This window comes from bacterium (assembly GCA_023145965.1).
In the GTDB taxonomy this organism is placed as follows: domain Bacteria; phylum UBP14; class UBA6098; order UBA6098; family UBA6098; genus UBA6098.
In genome coordinates, this window is sequence record JAGLDC010000019.1 from 1 (window position 1) to 16,369 (window position 16,369).

Here is a 16,369-nt window from a genome sequence, read left to right on the forward strand (position 1 = left end):
TATAGTCGAAAGAGCGAGAAGAGCTGCACTCCCGAAAGTTCTGGCGGCTCTAATAGCGCAATCGCTCTGGCCGAGATGAAGTCGAGAATGGCCGAATGTTCTCTGTGTAAACTTGCTTCTCAACGAAATAAGATTGTTTTTGGTGCCGGTGATCCATCTGCGCGTATTATTTTTATTGGTGAAGCACCCGGTGCCGATGAAGACCGTCTCGGCGAACCATTTGTTGGGAGAGCCGGGCAGCTTCTCGATAAAATTTTTGCAGCAATGGGGCTTTCGAGGGATAAAGGTATCTACATCGCCAATATACTGAAGTGCAGACCTCCTCGTAACCGCGACCCACAACCCGACGAGGTTGAGATGTGTATTCCTTTCCTGATGGAACAATTAAGGATAATTCGTCCGAAAGTGATATGTTGTCTCGGTAGAATCGCCGCTCAGAATCTTCTTAAAACAGATGCCACCCTCGGGAGATTGAGGGGGAGAACTCATTATTTTAAAATAGATGAGGAAACCGAAGATATCCCTATGATAGTGACCTATCATCCGGCATATCTTCTTCGAAATTCTGCCGGAAAAAAGCCTGTTTGGGAAGACATGAAACGACTTATGGAAATAGCTGAACTCGATATACCCAAGAAGTGAGGATAGATGGTCGAAGAGAGAATAGCACCACAGAATATTGAGGTTGAGATGGCGGTTTTAGGCGCGATGATGCTCGAGAGCGAGGCACTCGACCGCGGTCTCGAGATGTTGGATCAAAACGCGTTTTATCGCAACAGTCATCGATATATTTTCGAGGCGATGCACCGTCTCGCTGAAAACGATATGCCAGTCGATATAATGACTTTGTCAGAAGAATTGAATCGCACGAACGAGCTAGAGAAGGTTGGAGGACGAAGCTATATTACCTCATTGATGGCCTCGGTAGTGACATCGGGTAATCTCACATATCACGCAGAGATAATCCGTGAAAAGGCGATTATGAGAAGTCTAATCCATGCCGGAAGCGATATCGTTACGAGTGCCTATACAGAGAATCAGAATGTCGAGGAGCTTCTCGATTCAGTTGAACAGACCATATTTAATATCAGCGAAAAGCGCCTTAAAGGCGATTTTTCCTCGCTTGCCGATATAATTCCTCAAACCTATGATCATCTCGATGAATTACGAAAGAATAAGCATTCTGTTACCGGTTTAGCGACCGGATATTATAAACTCGATGAGCTTACCAGCGGAATGCATCCATCGGATTATATAATTATTGCCGCGCGGCCATCTGTGGGAAAAACAGCTCTCTCTTTAGGAATGGTTCTTAATGCGGCACTGGAGGAAAAAAAGGGCGTCGCGCTATTTTCTTTAGAAATGGCTAAAGATCAGCTTGTTATGCGTATTATGTCTAGCAAGTTCAAGGTTGATGCTCAGCGGCTCAGGACAGGCACGCTCAACAAAAAGGATTTCAAACGCATTGGAAATAGTCTCAATACTCTTTCCAGCGCTCAAATCTTCATAGATGACACCCCTAACCTCACGGTTTTGGATATGCGTGCGAAGGTCCGAAGGTTGATGCGTAGAACCGATATAGGTCTTATAGTTGTGGATTATCTTCAGCTTATAACCGCAGGTGGTCGCGGTGGTGAGAATAGACAACAGGAAATTTCCAAGATTTCTCGACAGCTTAAAGCGTTAGCTCGAGAGATGAGTGTTCCGCTTATAGCGCTTTCCCAGCTTTCACGGCAAGTCGAGTCCAGGGATAATAAAAGGCCTGTTCTCGCGGACCTCCGCGAGTCTGGTGCTATCGAGCAGGACGCCGATGTAGTGATGTTTATTTATCGTCCAGAGATGTATGGTTTTAAGCAAGTGAAAATTATGGGAACGGATTACCCAAGCTATGGAATAGCTCAGATTATTGTAGCGAAACAGCGAAACGGCCCTATCGATGATGTTTTCCTTAGCTTCAAACGAGAATATGTAGCATTTGAAAATCTCTCCCTCGAACATGTTGAACCTTATGCAGGAGAGGAAGCACCGTATGTAGATAAGGACTATGGTGGAACCTAGAAAGAACGGTGTAGGTCAATCCTTTAATGCTCCTTTCGATCAACCTGCACAAATAGCTACTATGTTAGCTATTGTTATAATGTTAGGGTCGGGAGTAGCTATTAATTCCATTTTGCCGGCTTCAATAATAAGTATCTCCGGTAAGATATATTTTTTAATCATGATTTTCTTCGTTGTTGTAGGATGGGGTTTAACAGTCCGTTCTTATGAATTCGAAGAAGACGAATTAGTTATATCGAGTTTGTTCGGAAAAACTTCGATAGAATACTCAAAAATAACCTCTTTCGAGCTTATTACTTCGCTTTCGCACGGTGATATCCATGGTCGCGCTGGCATATCGGGCGTTTTTGGTTATCGGGGAAAGCACAATACAGATACTCATGATGGAAGTTTTAAGGTGTTATGCAACCGCTTCGATCCTGGAGTGTTGATTTTATCGGTAGATGGGTCAGTTTTTATCTCGCCGGATAAGCCAGAGGAATTATGCGAGATGTTATCATCCTATCTGGCCGATTCCATAAATTGATGTTCCTATAGGGACACTCAATATACAATGCAGAACATCTTAAATATTTTTCAATAGTTAACTCATTGCAATTCAAAGAGATAGTTTTTGGCATTTATCCTGCAGCTATTCGAAGCGATAGAGTTTGTTTTGGAGGTATATTATGTTTAGTGGAAACTTAAAAAGGTTCGAAGATACAGTTTTCGGGATTGTATTTGCCTCGCTACCATTTTTGGTATTTTTTGGCTTGTTTTTTCTCGCTGGCTCGACCTTCGGGACGCCATCGGTTAATGTCGAATACGAGCTTAATCTCACAGATGAGATTATCATGCGTGTCGAAGAGAATATGCTTTCTGAGCCGCCGCAAATTATAATCGACAATATGAGTATCGTGACGGATATGCAGTCCGATGCATGGCACTCGTATGAAGATAATCAGCAAATGCTGGCGTTGAATATGACTCGTCAGGCCCGAGAGATAGCGTTGCGTGTCGAGAGGATGCCCCAATATCGCGCCGATGTTGACGAGGAAGATGATGGGCATGAAATAGTTTTGCGTGTTCTCGAGCAAAACACCGAGACTATCGAAGAGCTTGCTCCTGCGGTAGATGAATTTGGCGATGAGATAATTCGCGAGGATTTTGCTGCTGTAGTAGAGATGCAGAATCGAGCTTGGGAGATGTATTCATCCGAAAGCTATGTTATTTCGGGAGAATTAGCTCAATTAGTTCGCGACCGTCTTCAACAGATACGGCGCGCCACTATCGAGGCGGAACAACGCTTTGGTCCGGAAAGGCTGGATGCCGCAATCGAGCGAGCACGCGAGATGATATTTTATGCAGAGAACATGGTTTTCCCCGAGGCTATTGAGGCGGTTGAGTTATTATCTACGTCCATCGACATACTTGGAGAGGCTGAATTTTATTATTTGAATGGCAAACCACGTGAGGCGAAAAAGCTTATAGATGAAACAATCCAGCTTTCCCAGAGATCGATCGAGATTGCCCGCCATGGCGGGCTCGCAATCGAGCGAATGGAGGATGAGTTCTCGCGAACCGAGGAGCTTATTGCTTTTGCAGAGGAAAGTATTAATTCAAAAACACGACCCGAGGTTAAAGAAATGATCTCTCGGGCTACTGAGCTTTTAATTGAAGCTCAATCCTCTCTAGGCAATGGTTCTGTCGATAAGGCTCAGAAATTGGTTATTGAGGCACGTCGGATGGCCGATTTAGCGAAAAGGTCTGCTATAGAGTCTGGAGATATAAATAAATGGAATGTCGAGAAAGCTCTCGACAATACAGACAACATTATCGAGCATTCAAGAACTGCGATTGAGGATTCGAATTCTCCTGAAGCCATGGATTTATTGGAAAGAGCTATTGAGGTGCAAGCTAAAGCGCGCGAGCATTTCGAGGCGGAAGAATATAAGGAGGCGTTAAGTTCGAGCCGTGCCTCGGCAGATGTCGCCAATCAGGCTATGAAAACAGCTAAAATGGATTAAATCTCACCGGGGGAAAATAAAAAGATTGTGCTCCCCACAATCCCTCGGATTTAGCCCCCCTTCGAGGGGGGCTTTTTTTATTCACTTTTTTGAGAAGCCATACCGGCCCAGAGGGCTCTTATTCTCCAAGGCAAAATATTTTCCTATTTTTGGGATGTATGCCGGAGGAGAAAATAGTTCCATTTTTAGTGAGCCGTCGATAAATACATCTTCATTTACATGCGTGGCGACAACCTCTCCAATAAACAGTTCATGAGAGCCAAGAATTAGACTTTCGATTACCCTACACTCGAGATTAATCGGGAATTCTCTGATGATTGGGACCGAAATGATAGACGCACGGTCTTTTGTTAAGCCAGAAACGCTCCATTTGTCAATTTTGTTTCCGTGAAGCACGCCGCAAGAATCGACAGCGCGTGTATTTTCTTTCTGAGCAATATTGACTGTAAATTCGGGGTTTTCATGGATAATGTGATAGCTATGTCTATGATCACGCCGGATGGCAATGGAAATACAGGGTGGTTCGGAGCAGGCTACTCCTATCCATGCAAGCGTGATGAGATTATCTCCACTTTTTTCCGAACTCACTGCAATAACCGATGCTGGGATGGGTGCGATAAGAGGATATGGTTCGGCGAGAATAATTTTCATAAATAACCCTTTTTTTTTTCACTTTTCTAATTATCTTAGACAATATAAATGGATTCGCGTTTTTCAAGTAGCCTTGAAAACGCACATCATTATTCGGTTTTGTTAGGGAATCGAAGTTATTTGAATATTATATTGCTTTTCAAAAATGCCTTGACATTGATGGTAAGGCCAAGTATTTTTCTACAAATTGTAAAATATGGAGAATTAGTATTTTTAAAATCAAGAAGGAGGATTTAGAATGAAGCCTAAGGCTATGCTCTTTTTAGGGATGATGTTGCTTGCTCTGTGCGTTTTTGCGCAAACAGAGGTCGAGTTGTTCCCCTTTGAGACATTCGATTCATGGGTAACACCCGCCACTCCGCCTACCGCTTGGACTCGTATTGTCGGAGGCGATGAAGCAACGCCGCTTGAAAATGGTAACGATTGGCATCCCTTTTCAGGCGCCAGTGAAGGTGGGACCTGGTCAACGCTACCGGTTGCAAGGATTCACTGGAGTCCGGAAGAAGTGGCTGATGATTATCTCGTCACGCCGTCTTTCGATCCAACAACTGCAACATTTGATTCAGTAGTTCTAGAATATGAAACCGATTATTCATGGTGGGATGTTGATCCGGGAACTGGTGATAATTATGTGCTTCTATCGATTGATGGTGGGACAACCTGGCCGGAAAGTCTTTATACCTATGGTATATCTTCCGGAATAATCCACGAAACCCGCCGTATAGATATTACATCGCTAGTTGGTGGGCACGCCGATTGCAAAGTGGCTTTTTGGGAACGCAGAAACACAACCAACGAGGTATGGTGGTCGATAGATAATATAGTCGTTTATGGCTATGAAGCTCCTGCGGAACCAAGCCCTCCTTTGTTCTATTACACATGCGAAACTACTCTTCCGGGTGGGACTTCTTCACACACCTTCGAGGTTAACATTGATGATGTTACGGGTGTTAATCCAAGCACGGCGGAGTTCTGTTATAGTATAAATGGCACTGCGACTACTTGCGCTGTAATGACTTATGTTACAGGAGCTGGGGATGGTCTTGGAGATTACAGCTACAACCTTGCTGGACTTAACGACTGGGACCAAGTAGTCTATTATTTTCAGGCGACAGATACATATACTCCGTCAACGCCTGGAACCAGTGATCCTTGTACCGTTTCAGTTCTCGGAGATTATTACGTTTACGAAGATGGCACCGGACTTCCGATGAGCCCCGACCCAACTTGGATCGATTGCTCTTCCGGCTTCGAGCTTACCGCCTGGGAAGCCGACGACGTTTATGGTTCTGTTACCGGGATGGTTTTCAACCCTGTGTTCTATGGTGTTGAACACGCTATGGTTTGGCTTTCTTCAAATGGATGGATGCATCTCGGAACTACGAGCCCCGGTGGTTCGTATCGTACTCCCGAGGATATCCCGACAGCCGGAGGTTCCCTGGATGGAATGCTGGCTTTTCTTTGGAGTGACCTGATTGGTTCGGATGCAATTTCTGCTTGCTATTATGATGATGATCTAAGTGGTGATTATTTCTTGCTATCATTTGATAATTGGAGAGTTTTTGGATATACCGGAACTTATTTCAATGTTCAAATACAGGTTTGGCATCCAGATGTTATAGTTTGTCCGGGTGGCAATTGCGCTATAGATGTTCGTTTCAATGTTCTTCCACCGGTTCTCGATGAATTCTCGATGGGAGTCGAGAATTACGATGGCTCTGTTGGAGCGCCATATATGTATGTTGGTGGTGCAATGGCAAGTCCGGATTATTTCGGTCTTACAACAGCTACGAGGACTATCCGTTATTGCACAGTTCCGCCTCCTGAAGGTGGCGAGCTTTACGGTTATGTGACTCTTTCTGGAAGATCTGATCATTCAGGTGCCACAGTAGGAATTGTTGGAACAGGATTGTCCGGCACAACCGATGCTTCAGGCTATTATGAAGTTTCGCGTGTTCCTGAGGGCACGAATGATGTGTATTGCACGCATCCGGCTTTCTTCGAGGATACGGCATTTGGTCTTATTTTCGTCGAAGGATCGAGAACGCGCCAAGACTTCACGCTTGACCCGCGTCCGACCGGTTATATTGCCGGTTATGCCGACCTTACCGATACTCCGGGCGCCGATATTAACATCGCATGCGAGGGGCTAGGCACGGTTGTAAACGATCTAACCGATGTAACAGGCTTGTTTGTCCTCGATGGCGTCGATGTTGGCGATAATCAGGTTGTTGCTCAATATGCTGGATACGATATTGCATGGTCGCCGATGACCGCAGTTGCGCCCGGCGAAACAACTTGGATAGATACGATTTTCCTTAATCCCATACCGGTCGATAGCCTCGAAGATGATGGTGACGGCGGCGTTCCTGATCCGCTTGCAGGTGGATGGGAATGGGGAACACCTACTGTTGTTGGGCCAACTGCAGCTTATTCAGGTGCTAATTGTTGGGGAACCGATCTCGAAGCAGCATATGCAGTTAATGCTCACTGGAAGTTAGATGTAGAGATTCCTTTCCCATCTATGGAATTCAGTTGGTGGCAGTGGATTGACATGGAAGATGGGTTTTCTGTGGCTTATGACGGCGGAAATATGAAGGTTTCGACCGATGACGGACTTACCTGGACAATCGCCGCTCCGCTCGATACAGCTTATAACTTCCCATTCTCAATCCTTAATCCATATCTCTACGGCGAAGATTGCTGGTCTGATGACGATGGAGTTTGGGATGAATGGATTAAACAGAGTATCGCTTTAACCCCCAATGTTACTCATGTGAGATTCGATTTCGCTTCCGATGCTTCTCTATCGCGTGATGGTTGGTATGTGGATGATTTCTCATTTATGGTTTCACCGACAGGTATGTTGCAGGTCTTTGTCTATGATTGCAATACCTATGAGACTATCGAGGGAGCTTTAGTTTATGCTCCGGGCAATAGCGGTTATACCGGCCCTGATGGAAGTGTTATGTTGGATAATATTCAATATGGCGACGTAACCGTAAATGCAGGCATACCCGGCTACTGGCCCAACCACAAAGAGGCTTTAGTTTTCATAGATGAAGTTACGACGCTTCTTCTTCCTATTTGCCCGATCGATGTAGATGAGATTACTGGTCAACTCGATCAAACCGAGGAAGATTCGCTTTTATTCGAGCTTTGCAACCCGACGGAAGATACTGTATGGTATCACTTCACCGGGGTTCCCGGTTCGATTGGTGGTGCCCGCGCTCGTGTCGAGAGACCGATTGAAGAGGCAAAGCCTGGTTTTATCGAAGACTCGGCAGCTAAGTTTGCGATGAATTGTGCTACCAGCACTTCGATAGACCGTTCCGAGTCGAGAATGCGTCCTTCGGATGTTGGAGCTGTTATCGATTCTTACTCTATCCCTGAAACCAACCTCCCGTGGGGATTCGGTATCGAGGGAAGACTCAATATAGATAGAGTTTGGGTTAGTGAACGCCATGAAATTGGCGGGACGATCACTCAAGTTCAGAACATGGCATGGAATTACCCGGCTTGGGCTTATTCGGGTATAGTATGGGATATAGGTCGCATACATTGGCCTGATCTTGCTCCCGATATAGCCTGGTTTGTCGATATGGCTTGGGATGCTAATCGCAATGTGATGTGGCAAATTGAATCTGATACAACATATAAGATTTATGCTTGGGATCCCAATACTGGTGAAATTGTAGATTCTCTAGGAGGTCCTTGGGCAGCAAATTGGCAAAGAGGACTCGGCTATGATTTTGCACGCGATGTGTTCTACATTGGTAGTTGGTCAACTAATGTAATTTACGAAGTAATGGGTCCCTCATGGGATACTCCAGGCGAAATCCTCAATGTATTCGCTGCTCCTGCCTGTGGTGGAATAGCTTTCGATCCAGGTAGAAGGACTATCTGGTATGCTGATGCTGGAGCTGTTGGTCTTATTTATGAGATTGACCCTTCGACAGGTGATATAATCAATACTATTGCTGCTCCGCACTCCGAACTTGGCGGTCTTGCTGGTCTTGATATGGACTATCAAGGTAGGCTTTGGGTTATGAACTTTGCTATTCCTCGTATCTATGTTATCGAGGCTCCTGCAAGTGTTCTACCCGGTGGCATGTATGTCGATCCCATCAGCGGTTATATAGCGCCGGGCGAATGCCAGACATTTGCACTTGTTAATCCGGCTTATGCTAATCCTGCTGGTGACTATGATTTCGATGCTTATTTCTATCCAGATCCAAATCTTGAGCCTACTCTCATCCCGGTTAGTGTTCAGATTTTACCCAAGGCCCCGAGGGGTTGGAGTTTGATCTCTGTTCCGGTTATAGCTAATCCGAACGATCCGTTCATTCAGTTCATGGATGACATTACTCCGTTCGATGTTGACCACACCGTTTCCAATATCTGGGGATGGAATCAGGATGCTGGCATCTACGAGATGCCCACAGGATTCAATCGCGGGCGTGGTTATTATCTAAAGACATGGCTCGAGGGAACGTTCTGGGATGTTTACGGTGCTCCGTATGCTTCTGGAGATTTCACCTATCCGGTTTATTATCCGGAAGAAAGCCCCAGTTGGGGTTGGTGGCTAATTGGAAACCCGTATAATAAGCGTGTCGATTGGGATGCTGTTTATGCGGCTACCGACTTCACTTACATACACCCTGAATACTGGACCTGGTCACAGAAAGAGGGATTCAAGTCTTACAGCCCGATTCTTGGTGGCCACGGTGAGGATAATCTAATCGATTCTTGGGTTGGTTATTTCATCGATGTTCTTCCTGGAAATCCGATGACATATACAAACATCATTTATCCAGAAGACGGAACGATGGAGACCTTCACCGCTAAGATTCGTCCCACAGTAAAGAAGGTTAAGACAGCAAACCCGGAGGAATTTGCTCTCCGAGTCTCTGTCAGTGCAATTAATAGCTCCGACAGGCGCTATGACACATATAATTATATCAGTGTGAATAACCTTGCTATCGATGGTTATGGTGATTATGACATTCGCGAACCTTCTGTTGTCCCACCGAGTGGTGCGATAAAGGCTTTCTTCGAGAATAGCGGTCTCAGGCTCATGAGAAACACCAAAGAGAACTTTAACCTGGAGTTCAAAGACTGGGACTTCGTGGTTAGGGATCTTCCGGCGGGCATGACAGTTACACTGACATGGCCGAAGGATCGTGTTCCTTCCTCGGATGATGTTTCTTGTGGTGTCGATAATCTCGATAGAAGATGGAATCTTCAAATGACAGATATTTCTACCGGAACAACAATAGATATGCGAGAGGTATATTCTTACACCTTCACAAGCACGAGTGGTGCTCGTAGGTTTACGATGACTCTCGGCGATGTTCCGTTGAATATCGATGATGCTAAGCTTCCGACCGAATATGCGCTTTCGGCCAATAAGCCGAATCCGTTCAATGCTACGACTGAATTCACTGTTGCCCTTCCAGAGAAGGCCCATGTGAAGGTCGAGGTGTTTAATCTTCTCGGTAAGAAGGTTAACACTATAGTCGATAGCGAAAAGGAAGCGGGCTACCAGAGGGTTATCTGGAATGGCAGAGATGCTCAGGGTCGCGATGTCCCGAGTGGGCTTTACCTTTATAAGGTTTCCGCCGGTGATTTCCGTCAGACTCGCAAGATGACGCTCATCAAGTAGCTTAGAGTAAATGAGTGCCCCAAATGGGGTTTTAGAGGCCGGGGGATTAACTCCGGCCTCTTTTATAAAGAGGAGGAGGAGAGTTAGTATGGTGACAAAAGAACAGATTATCGAAGGTTTAAAAAATGTTTATGATCCCGAAATACCTGTAAATATTGTTGATCTGGGATTCATTTATGATGTTCGCATTGATGAGAATAGAGTAGAAGTTGATATGACATTGACAACTCCTGGATGTCCAATGCACCAGATACTAACTAAGATGGCCGAGGAGGCTATTTTGGCTGTAGAGGGGATAGAAGGTGCTAAAGTAAACCTCACTTTCGAGCCTAGATGGTCGGTTGAAAAGATTACTGAAGATGGTAAGATCAAGCTTAGAGGGTTAGGATATAATATTTAAGAGGGATAGATTGAGGGTAGAGGCGTAATAAGGAATTAGGTTGTGGCCTGAAGACGTTACTTTTTTACTTTCGTTTTGTCGCTGTCACGATTTTTGCTTTTCCGATAATTTAACTTTATTAGTATTTTGATATCGAGCAAAAATCTCGCTCCCCACCTTGTTGTCACGAAATTTGCAGAGGGGGCAAATTTCGCGCTATCGCCTTACCTGCGCCATCGGCGGAGATTTTGTATAAGACTGAAAATTAGATAGAAAAAAACCGGTGGTTTTGAAACCACCGGTTTTTTATTTAATTTTAATATATATTTAGTTTTCGCCTTCGATCACTCTAACAGGCATAAGCGTAAGCGGCTCCGGATATCTATATAAGGATACAAGGTCGATATATGGTTGGAAGGCGTTTTCGATTTCTTTTGGGAGTTCCAGTTTTCCGACGGCTGAGCCGGAATAAATCTCGAATGCCATTTTGAAAAAACTTTTTTCTTTAGGATACACGACGATTCCCAACTCTTCTTCCGGGATAGAAACCATATTTGCGGCGATATCAATAACTTCGGATAAGGAGGCTATTCTATCAGCGAGGTGGTTTGCTACAGCCTGGTTGCCTGTCCAGATTCGTCCTTCGGCGAGTTTAAGTAGAGAATCGAGTTCGAGGCCTCTGCCTGCTGCAGCCTTAGAGGTGAAATCGCTGTAGATCGCGAGTGTTGACCTTCGAAAAGCGTCGTAGGCTTCGGGGTCCATCGGTTTGTGCAGGGAGAAATCGTCAGCTAGCGAGCCTCGTGTGATTGTATCTACGGTAATGCCGACCTTTGTCATAAGTTCTTCAATATTAAATTTCATGAAAATGACACCGATAGAACCGGTTATTGTTCCTTCAGAACAGAAAATTGAATCTGCGGGCATACTAATGTAGTATCCACCGCTTGCGGCAACACCTCCCATACTGACCAATACGGGTTTTTTCTCCTTTGCATCGATAATGGATTTCCATAAGAAATCACTAGCGAGGGCGCTTCCTCCGGGCGAATTTACTCGAAGCACAATAGCTTCGATATTGTCGTCATCAGCAGCGTCATCGATAGCTTCCATAAAGGTTTCATCGCCGATAGAGAAATTGCTTTTAAAGGGATTGTCTTTTGATTCGCCGGAATGGATATTGCCGAGGCAATATATGACAGCGATTTTTTGTTTGCCGGACAGAAAGCTTTTTGAGGATTTATATCTGGATACTGACACTATTCTCTCGTCGTTATCCTCGACTAATGAAAGCATTTTATCTTTGTATTCCTGTGGGTAGAGGATTCCATCGATAAGTCCTATTTCGAATCCTTCTTCGGCTTCGAAGGTTCCTTTATCGACGATAGCTCTGAGTTGTTCTTGGGTAATATCTCTGCGTTGGGCGACTTTTACGATCCAATTTTGGTAAAGGTCATCGAGCAGAGATGTATAGTTTTCGCGAAGTGGTGGTGTAAAGCCTTTTTGAGTGAACATCTCTGCTGCGCCTTTATAGTCACCAATCTGGATTACATCGAAACCGACGCCGACTTTTTCTGCTGTTCCGGCATAGAACATCGGCATTATAGCCATTCCAAGTAAAATGAAATCGCTCGGAGGGGGCATGAATACGCTATCAGCAAGTGAAGAAGCAAGAAGGCCCTTCATTCCTGCAGATGGCATAAAGGCATAGACGGGTTTTCCACTGTCTTTAAACTCCTCGACCGCTTTTGAAAATTCATCGAGTTGAGACCTGGAGAGTGATACACCATTGATCTTGAGTGATAAAGCAATAATGTCCTCATCCTCGGCGGCAGTTTCTATGGTTTTTATCAGACTAAGAAAATTTGAGTCTTTCTTGAAGCTGAAACCTGAGAAGTTGTATGTGCTTCTTTCTGGATAGGGTTTAGAAAGGTTGACGCTTAATATTGAAGCCTTGTCAATCGATGCAGCGCTTTTTCCAGATATCCCAGAAAGGGTTTTAACCGCAAACAAAACTACCAAGAATAAAACAATCAAAACAACAGAAATAATTATAAGAGCTTTTTTCACTTTTCCTCCAACGGTTTGTTTAAAATACAATCTATATAAAAACCAGTCGGGTTTCAAGTTATAAGAGATGGCTTGGAGCTAGAACTATTTTCGGGGGGCGTCGGCCGTTGTGCCGATAGGCACAACGGAACAAGCAGGTCGCAAGGAATTTTGCTTCGATTTGACTATTTTAAAGCGACCTGCTTGTAAGCTTCTGCTCGAAAGGTCGAGGATATATTTTTGGGAGGAAAACTGTGCTCCTTTCGAGCAGGAGCTTACGACGTCCCCTTTTGGGTTAAACACGCAAGAATCCTTTTTCAATAAAAACCTTGACATAAACCTTTGCTATAGATATTTTAATCAGACTCTTCGAGGGTGTAGCTCAGTAGGTAGAGCACCGGCCTTTTAAGCCGGTTGTCGTGGGTTCGAAACCCCCCACCCTCATTGTTATATTTCCTAATAAGGATTAGTATAAAAAGGCGGCCTCTCGGCCGCCTTTGTTTTTATATGAATAATTTGCTATTTCATTAAGACTGCACGACGCACGAAGGTTTTATCTGTGTATGTTGCCTTGATGAAGTAGATTCCACTGGGGCTCGAGCTACAATCCCAAGTGAAGTTATGATTCCCTTTTTTTACAGTAGAATTATTTATTGTAGCGGTGATGCCATTGATGACAGAGCTTGTGGTATCAGTTACAAGGCAATTTATCGAGAAAGGATTTGGAGAATAGTTATTGCTAATAGAATCGACTATTAAAGTAAGGGGTGCAGTGATGTTAAGCGTTAGCTCGCCGGTTGCCACACTTACCGCACCGATACCATTATAGTGTTGCTAACTTATGGGTTGTCCATGGGGCGAGGTTTACTGGATTTCACCACAGAAGCACAGCCGAGTCGTCATAAGAACCGGTTCCGCTGCTGAAGAAACTACACTCAAAGCCAATAAAAACAGGATAATAGTTCTTTCATTTAATCTCTTTAGAGCAATGAATATTTGCAGAATTCATCGAGTTTGGATTTATCGTTATTTTGGATGATTGAAATTATTTTAAGAAACTTGCAATACTGTTGAGAATTCTTAAAATTGGAATGAGATTAAAATTAGGAGGTTTTTATGAAGAAAATAACAATCCTGTTTTTACTCACAGTCCTTTGTTTCAGTTCGTTTGCTGAAATAAATCTCCGCGAGATTCATCGAATAGATATTAATCCAGTGGGTGCGGTCGATGCCGATGGTCAGGTTGTTTATGCCGGAGTCGGTGGGGCATTGAATGTTTATAACATTTACCACAAGGATTTTCCTCAGTTCATATCCACGATTGACGATAGGTCAAGCTTGGTGAAAGCTATTCGGATCGAAGGGGATATTCTTTGGGTTATGTGGGAAAAAGAGGGTCTTCAGGCTTTCGATATTACGGATAGGTATTCGCCAAGGTTTATTGGTGAGCTCGAAGGTGGCCTCGATCAAAAATTCGGGAAATTCACTTCGATGGACATCGAAGGCGACCTTGCATTCGTTTCTGGAGAGAATTTTTTGGTTTCCGTTGATATTTCCGATCCTTTGAATCCCGAAGTGCTGAATTTTGCTACTCTCAACGGTGCTCCTTTGAGGATAGATTATTTTAATAATCGCCTTTATATTGCAGGAGGCAATTTAGGCCTCGCAGCGCTTTTTGTTCCAGACCCAAAGCAGTTTTTTCTCATTGGGACCCAGAAGGGCATTTATACTACTGTAAAAGCCTACGGCTCGAATGTTGTTTATGGCCGGCTTGATGAGCCTAAACCCAATGAAGAGAAGCTTTTCCGGGATCACCTTTTCACAATGCCCTTTCGTTCGCCGATGGTTGTCGATGTTTGCGGGGATTATCTTTTTGCCGGAGGCGCCGCAAATTTCTCGATTTATCAAATGCCACCGGTTGGAGGAAATCCGCGCTTAATTTGGGATCTTCCGGACATGCCAACTTACGACTGCGCGCTTCATGGCGATGTTGTCTATTTAGCCAATCTTCATAAGGGCCTGTCTGTCTTTGATATTCATACTCCCTCTCGCCCGAACGAAATCGGTCGCCTTGTAACGCATGATTTCCCTAGAAGGAGCCTGATCCACGATTATAAAATGTATGTTGCTGCTGGTGTTTCCGGAGTTCTGGTTTATGATATTGGAAATCCAGACTATCCGCGCCTTGTCGATACGCTTGCTTCAGATAAGCTCGAACTTGTATGGGATGTCGTGATCGAGGGCGATTATATTTATATTCTTGGCGCGCGGGAAAGTATATCTGACAATATCTTTATTGAGCAATACCACCTCGACGGCGAATTCTCCGCAGAATACCCCATCGAGCGCGTCGATAGACTTGACCCCATCGGCGAGATGGTTTTTGACAGCGGGCGTATTGCTATAAGTCTCGGTATAGGCGGAATTGCAGTTTGTGATTTTACAGATAATAGAATCAGCGTTCGCTATATGATAACTGATCGCTCGCGCCAGTTTTGTGATCTCGAGTTTGTGGGAAAAAACCTCATAGCCTCCGATTTTCACGGCGGATACCACATTTTCGCGCTAGATAGAGGCATACCTCCAACAATAGGCTATATCAAGACAAGCGATGAGGGCGGCAACGGCATCGCTGTTGTCAGCGATTATTTGCTTGGTGCCGACGGCCCAAACGGACTGGTTGTTATCGATATTAGTGATCCTGCGCGCCCGAGTCTTGTAGGTGGTTATTCAACAACTTGGGCTACGGATATCGCTATTGACGGTGATCTGGCTTATCTGGCCGATGGTCAGGGCGCACTTAAGATTTTCGATATCAGCAATTTACCCATTATCGACCTAGTTGCGGAGCTACCCTCCGGCGGTTATTGGACTGGGGTCATGCTTGATGATGGTTATCTTTTTGGCATCGATCGCTATATTGGCATCCATGTTTATGAGATTCAGAAAACAGTTATCGCTAAAGGCCCGGCTGAGAAACCCCTCGAAGCGGCCTTTATTGACGTTTTTCCGAACCCGTTCAACTCGCGAGTCTCAATATCAATCGATATTCCGAAACGCACCGAAGTGGATCTTGCGATTTACGACATTTCTGGGCGCAAGGTCACAACTATAATTGACGATGTGCTTCCTGCAGGGCGTTACAATCTTGCTTGGCGTGCCGACGATCAGGCCTCGGGAACCTATTTCGCGGTTCTCCGCGCCAGCGGAAGAGAGCTTAAGAAGAAGCTTTTACTTGTTAAGTAGGTTTTCAGTTTTAGGTTTTATATAGGGCGGTTTTTTGACCGCCCTTTTTTTTGGTAATTGCTGAGGGTTAAGTGAATGAAGTGGGTGTATTGTCTATGTGCCTTTTGTTGATACATTTTCCCGCCTACCGGCCGTCACGCTCCGTGCGAGTGTCCAACCGAGCTGGGCATAGCCATTTTCTTGTGCACGGACTCCCCCGGAGCCCCGCCATTCCACCCTCGCGCCGGCCTAAGCCGACGTCAATCAAATGGGAGCGCTGGCGCGTGTGCATCTTCAGGGCTGGAGGGTTTAAGTCTAAATCCCGTTCGGTTTCGAACA

The 16,369-nt window shown here is 44.9% G+C and carries 11 protein-coding genes and 1 tRNA gene; 9 read left to right on the plus strand and 3 right to left on the minus strand.

Annotated elements, in window-relative coordinates; translation table 11 throughout:
• Window positions 1-75: 75 nt before the first annotated feature.
• The 4 genes from KAH81_02295 (at window position 76) to KAH81_02310 (ending at window position 4,064) form a co-directional block, all read left to right on the plus strand.
• Window positions 76-642 carry a uracil-DNA glycosylase gene (locus tag KAH81_02295; protein ID MCK5832476.1) on the plus strand — a complete coding sequence of 189 codons (567 nt, stop codon included), beginning with the start codon at window positions 76-78 and terminating at the stop codon, window positions 640-642.
• 6 nt (window positions 643-648) lie between these two features.
• Entirely contained in the window at window positions 649-2,058 is a 1,410-nt protein-coding gene (gene dnaB, locus KAH81_02300; GenBank protein ID MCK5832477.1) for a replicative DNA helicase, read from the plus strand.
• On the plus strand, window positions 2,045-2,584 hold the full coding sequence (locus tag KAH81_02305; GenBank protein MCK5832478.1) for a hypothetical protein: 540 nt from the start codon (window positions 2,045-2,047) through the stop codon (window positions 2,582-2,584). The genes dnaB and KAH81_02305 overlap by 14 nt, the downstream gene beginning before the upstream one ends.
• Before the next feature lie 142 nt (window positions 2,585-2,726).
• On the plus strand, window positions 2,727-4,064 hold the full coding sequence (locus tag KAH81_02310; protein MCK5832479.1) for a hypothetical protein: 1,338 nt from the start codon (window positions 2,727-2,729) through the stop codon (window positions 4,062-4,064).
• Between the two features lie 81 nt (window positions 4,065-4,145).
• On the opposite strand, the gene KAH81_02315 is transcribed toward KAH81_02310, so the two are convergent.
• The gene (locus KAH81_02315) at window positions 4,146-4,715 is read right to left on the minus strand and encodes a flavin reductase family protein (GenBank protein MCK5832480.1); all 570 of its coding nucleotides are present in this window, start codon (window positions 4,713-4,715) and stop codon (window positions 4,146-4,148) included.
• Between the two features lie 238 nt (window positions 4,716-4,953).
• Between KAH81_02315 and KAH81_02320 the strand changes: the two genes are divergently transcribed.
• Both KAH81_02320 and KAH81_02325 read left to right on the plus strand, forming a co-directional pair.
• A complete protein-coding gene (locus tag KAH81_02320; protein ID MCK5832481.1) occupies window positions 4,954-10,380 on the plus strand; it encodes a T9SS type A sorting domain-containing protein in 5,427 nt (1,808 codons plus the stop codon).
• Window positions 10,381-10,468: 88 nt separating this feature from the next.
• Window positions 10,469-10,780 (plus strand): DUF59 domain-containing protein, encoded by a 312-nt coding sequence (locus KAH81_02325; protein ID MCK5832482.1) that lies wholly within the window; start codon window positions 10,469-10,471, stop codon window positions 10,778-10,780.
• Between the two features lie 306 nt (window positions 10,781-11,086).
• Here KAH81_02325 and sppA read toward each other — a convergent pair whose 3' ends face one another.
• Window positions 11,087-12,826 carry a signal peptide peptidase SppA gene (gene sppA / locus KAH81_02330; GenBank protein ID MCK5832483.1) on the minus strand — a complete coding sequence of 580 codons (1,740 nt, stop codon included), beginning with the start codon at window positions 12,824-12,826 and terminating at the stop codon, window positions 11,087-11,089.
• Window positions 12,827-13,176: 350 nt separating this feature from the next.
• Here sppA and KAH81_02335 point away from each other — a divergent pair.
• Window positions 13,177-13,249: transfer RNA gene (locus KAH81_02335), tRNA-Lys, on the plus strand.
• 75 nt (window positions 13,250-13,324) lie between these two features.
• On the opposite strand, the gene KAH81_02340 is transcribed toward KAH81_02335, so the two are convergent.
• On the minus strand, window positions 13,325-13,609 hold the full coding sequence (locus KAH81_02340) for a hypothetical protein (protein ID MCK5832484.1): 285 nt from the start codon (window positions 13,607-13,609) through the stop codon (window positions 13,325-13,327).
• A gap of 37 nt (window positions 13,610-13,646) precedes the next feature.
• Between KAH81_02340 and KAH81_02345 the strand changes: the two genes are divergently transcribed.
• Window positions 13,647-13,844 carry a hypothetical protein gene (locus tag KAH81_02345; GenBank protein MCK5832485.1) on the plus strand — a complete coding sequence of 66 codons (198 nt, stop codon included), beginning with the start codon at window positions 13,647-13,649 and terminating at the stop codon, window positions 13,842-13,844.
• Between the two features lie 77 nt (window positions 13,845-13,921).
• On the plus strand, window positions 13,922-16,051 hold the full coding sequence (locus tag KAH81_02350) for a T9SS type A sorting domain-containing protein (protein ID MCK5832486.1): 2,130 nt from the start codon (window positions 13,922-13,924) through the stop codon (window positions 16,049-16,051).
• Window positions 16,052-16,369: the final 318 nt, after the last annotated feature.

Coding starts and splice junctions, on each gene's coding strand:
- KAH81_02350 (MCK5832486.1), top strand. CDS start 13,922: ATGAAGAAAATAACAATCCTGTTTTTACTCACAGTCCTTTGTTTCAGT.
- KAH81_02345 (MCK5832485.1), top strand. CDS start 13,647: ATGGGTTGTCCATGGGGCGAGGTTTACTGGATTTCACCACAGAAGCAC.
- KAH81_02315 (MCK5832480.1), bottom strand. CDS start 4,715: ATGAAAATTATTCTCGCCGAACCATATCCTCTTATCGCACCCATCCCA.
- KAH81_02295 (MCK5832476.1), top strand. CDS start 76: ATGAAGTCGAGAATGGCCGAATGTTCTCTGTGTAAACTTGCTTCTCAA.
- KAH81_02320 (MCK5832481.1), top strand. CDS start 4,954: ATGAAGCCTAAGGCTATGCTCTTTTTAGGGATGATGTTGCTTGCTCTG.
- KAH81_02325 (MCK5832482.1), top strand. CDS start 10,469: ATGGTGACAAAAGAACAGATTATCGAAGGTTTAAAAAATGTTTATGAT.
- KAH81_02310 (MCK5832479.1), top strand. CDS start 2,727: ATGTTTAGTGGAAACTTAAAAAGGTTCGAAGATACAGTTTTCGGGATT.
- dnaB (MCK5832477.1), top strand. CDS start 649: ATGGTCGAAGAGAGAATAGCACCACAGAATATTGAGGTTGAGATGGCG.
- KAH81_02305 (MCK5832478.1), top strand. CDS start 2,045: ATGGTGGAACCTAGAAAGAACGGTGTAGGTCAATCCTTTAATGCTCCT.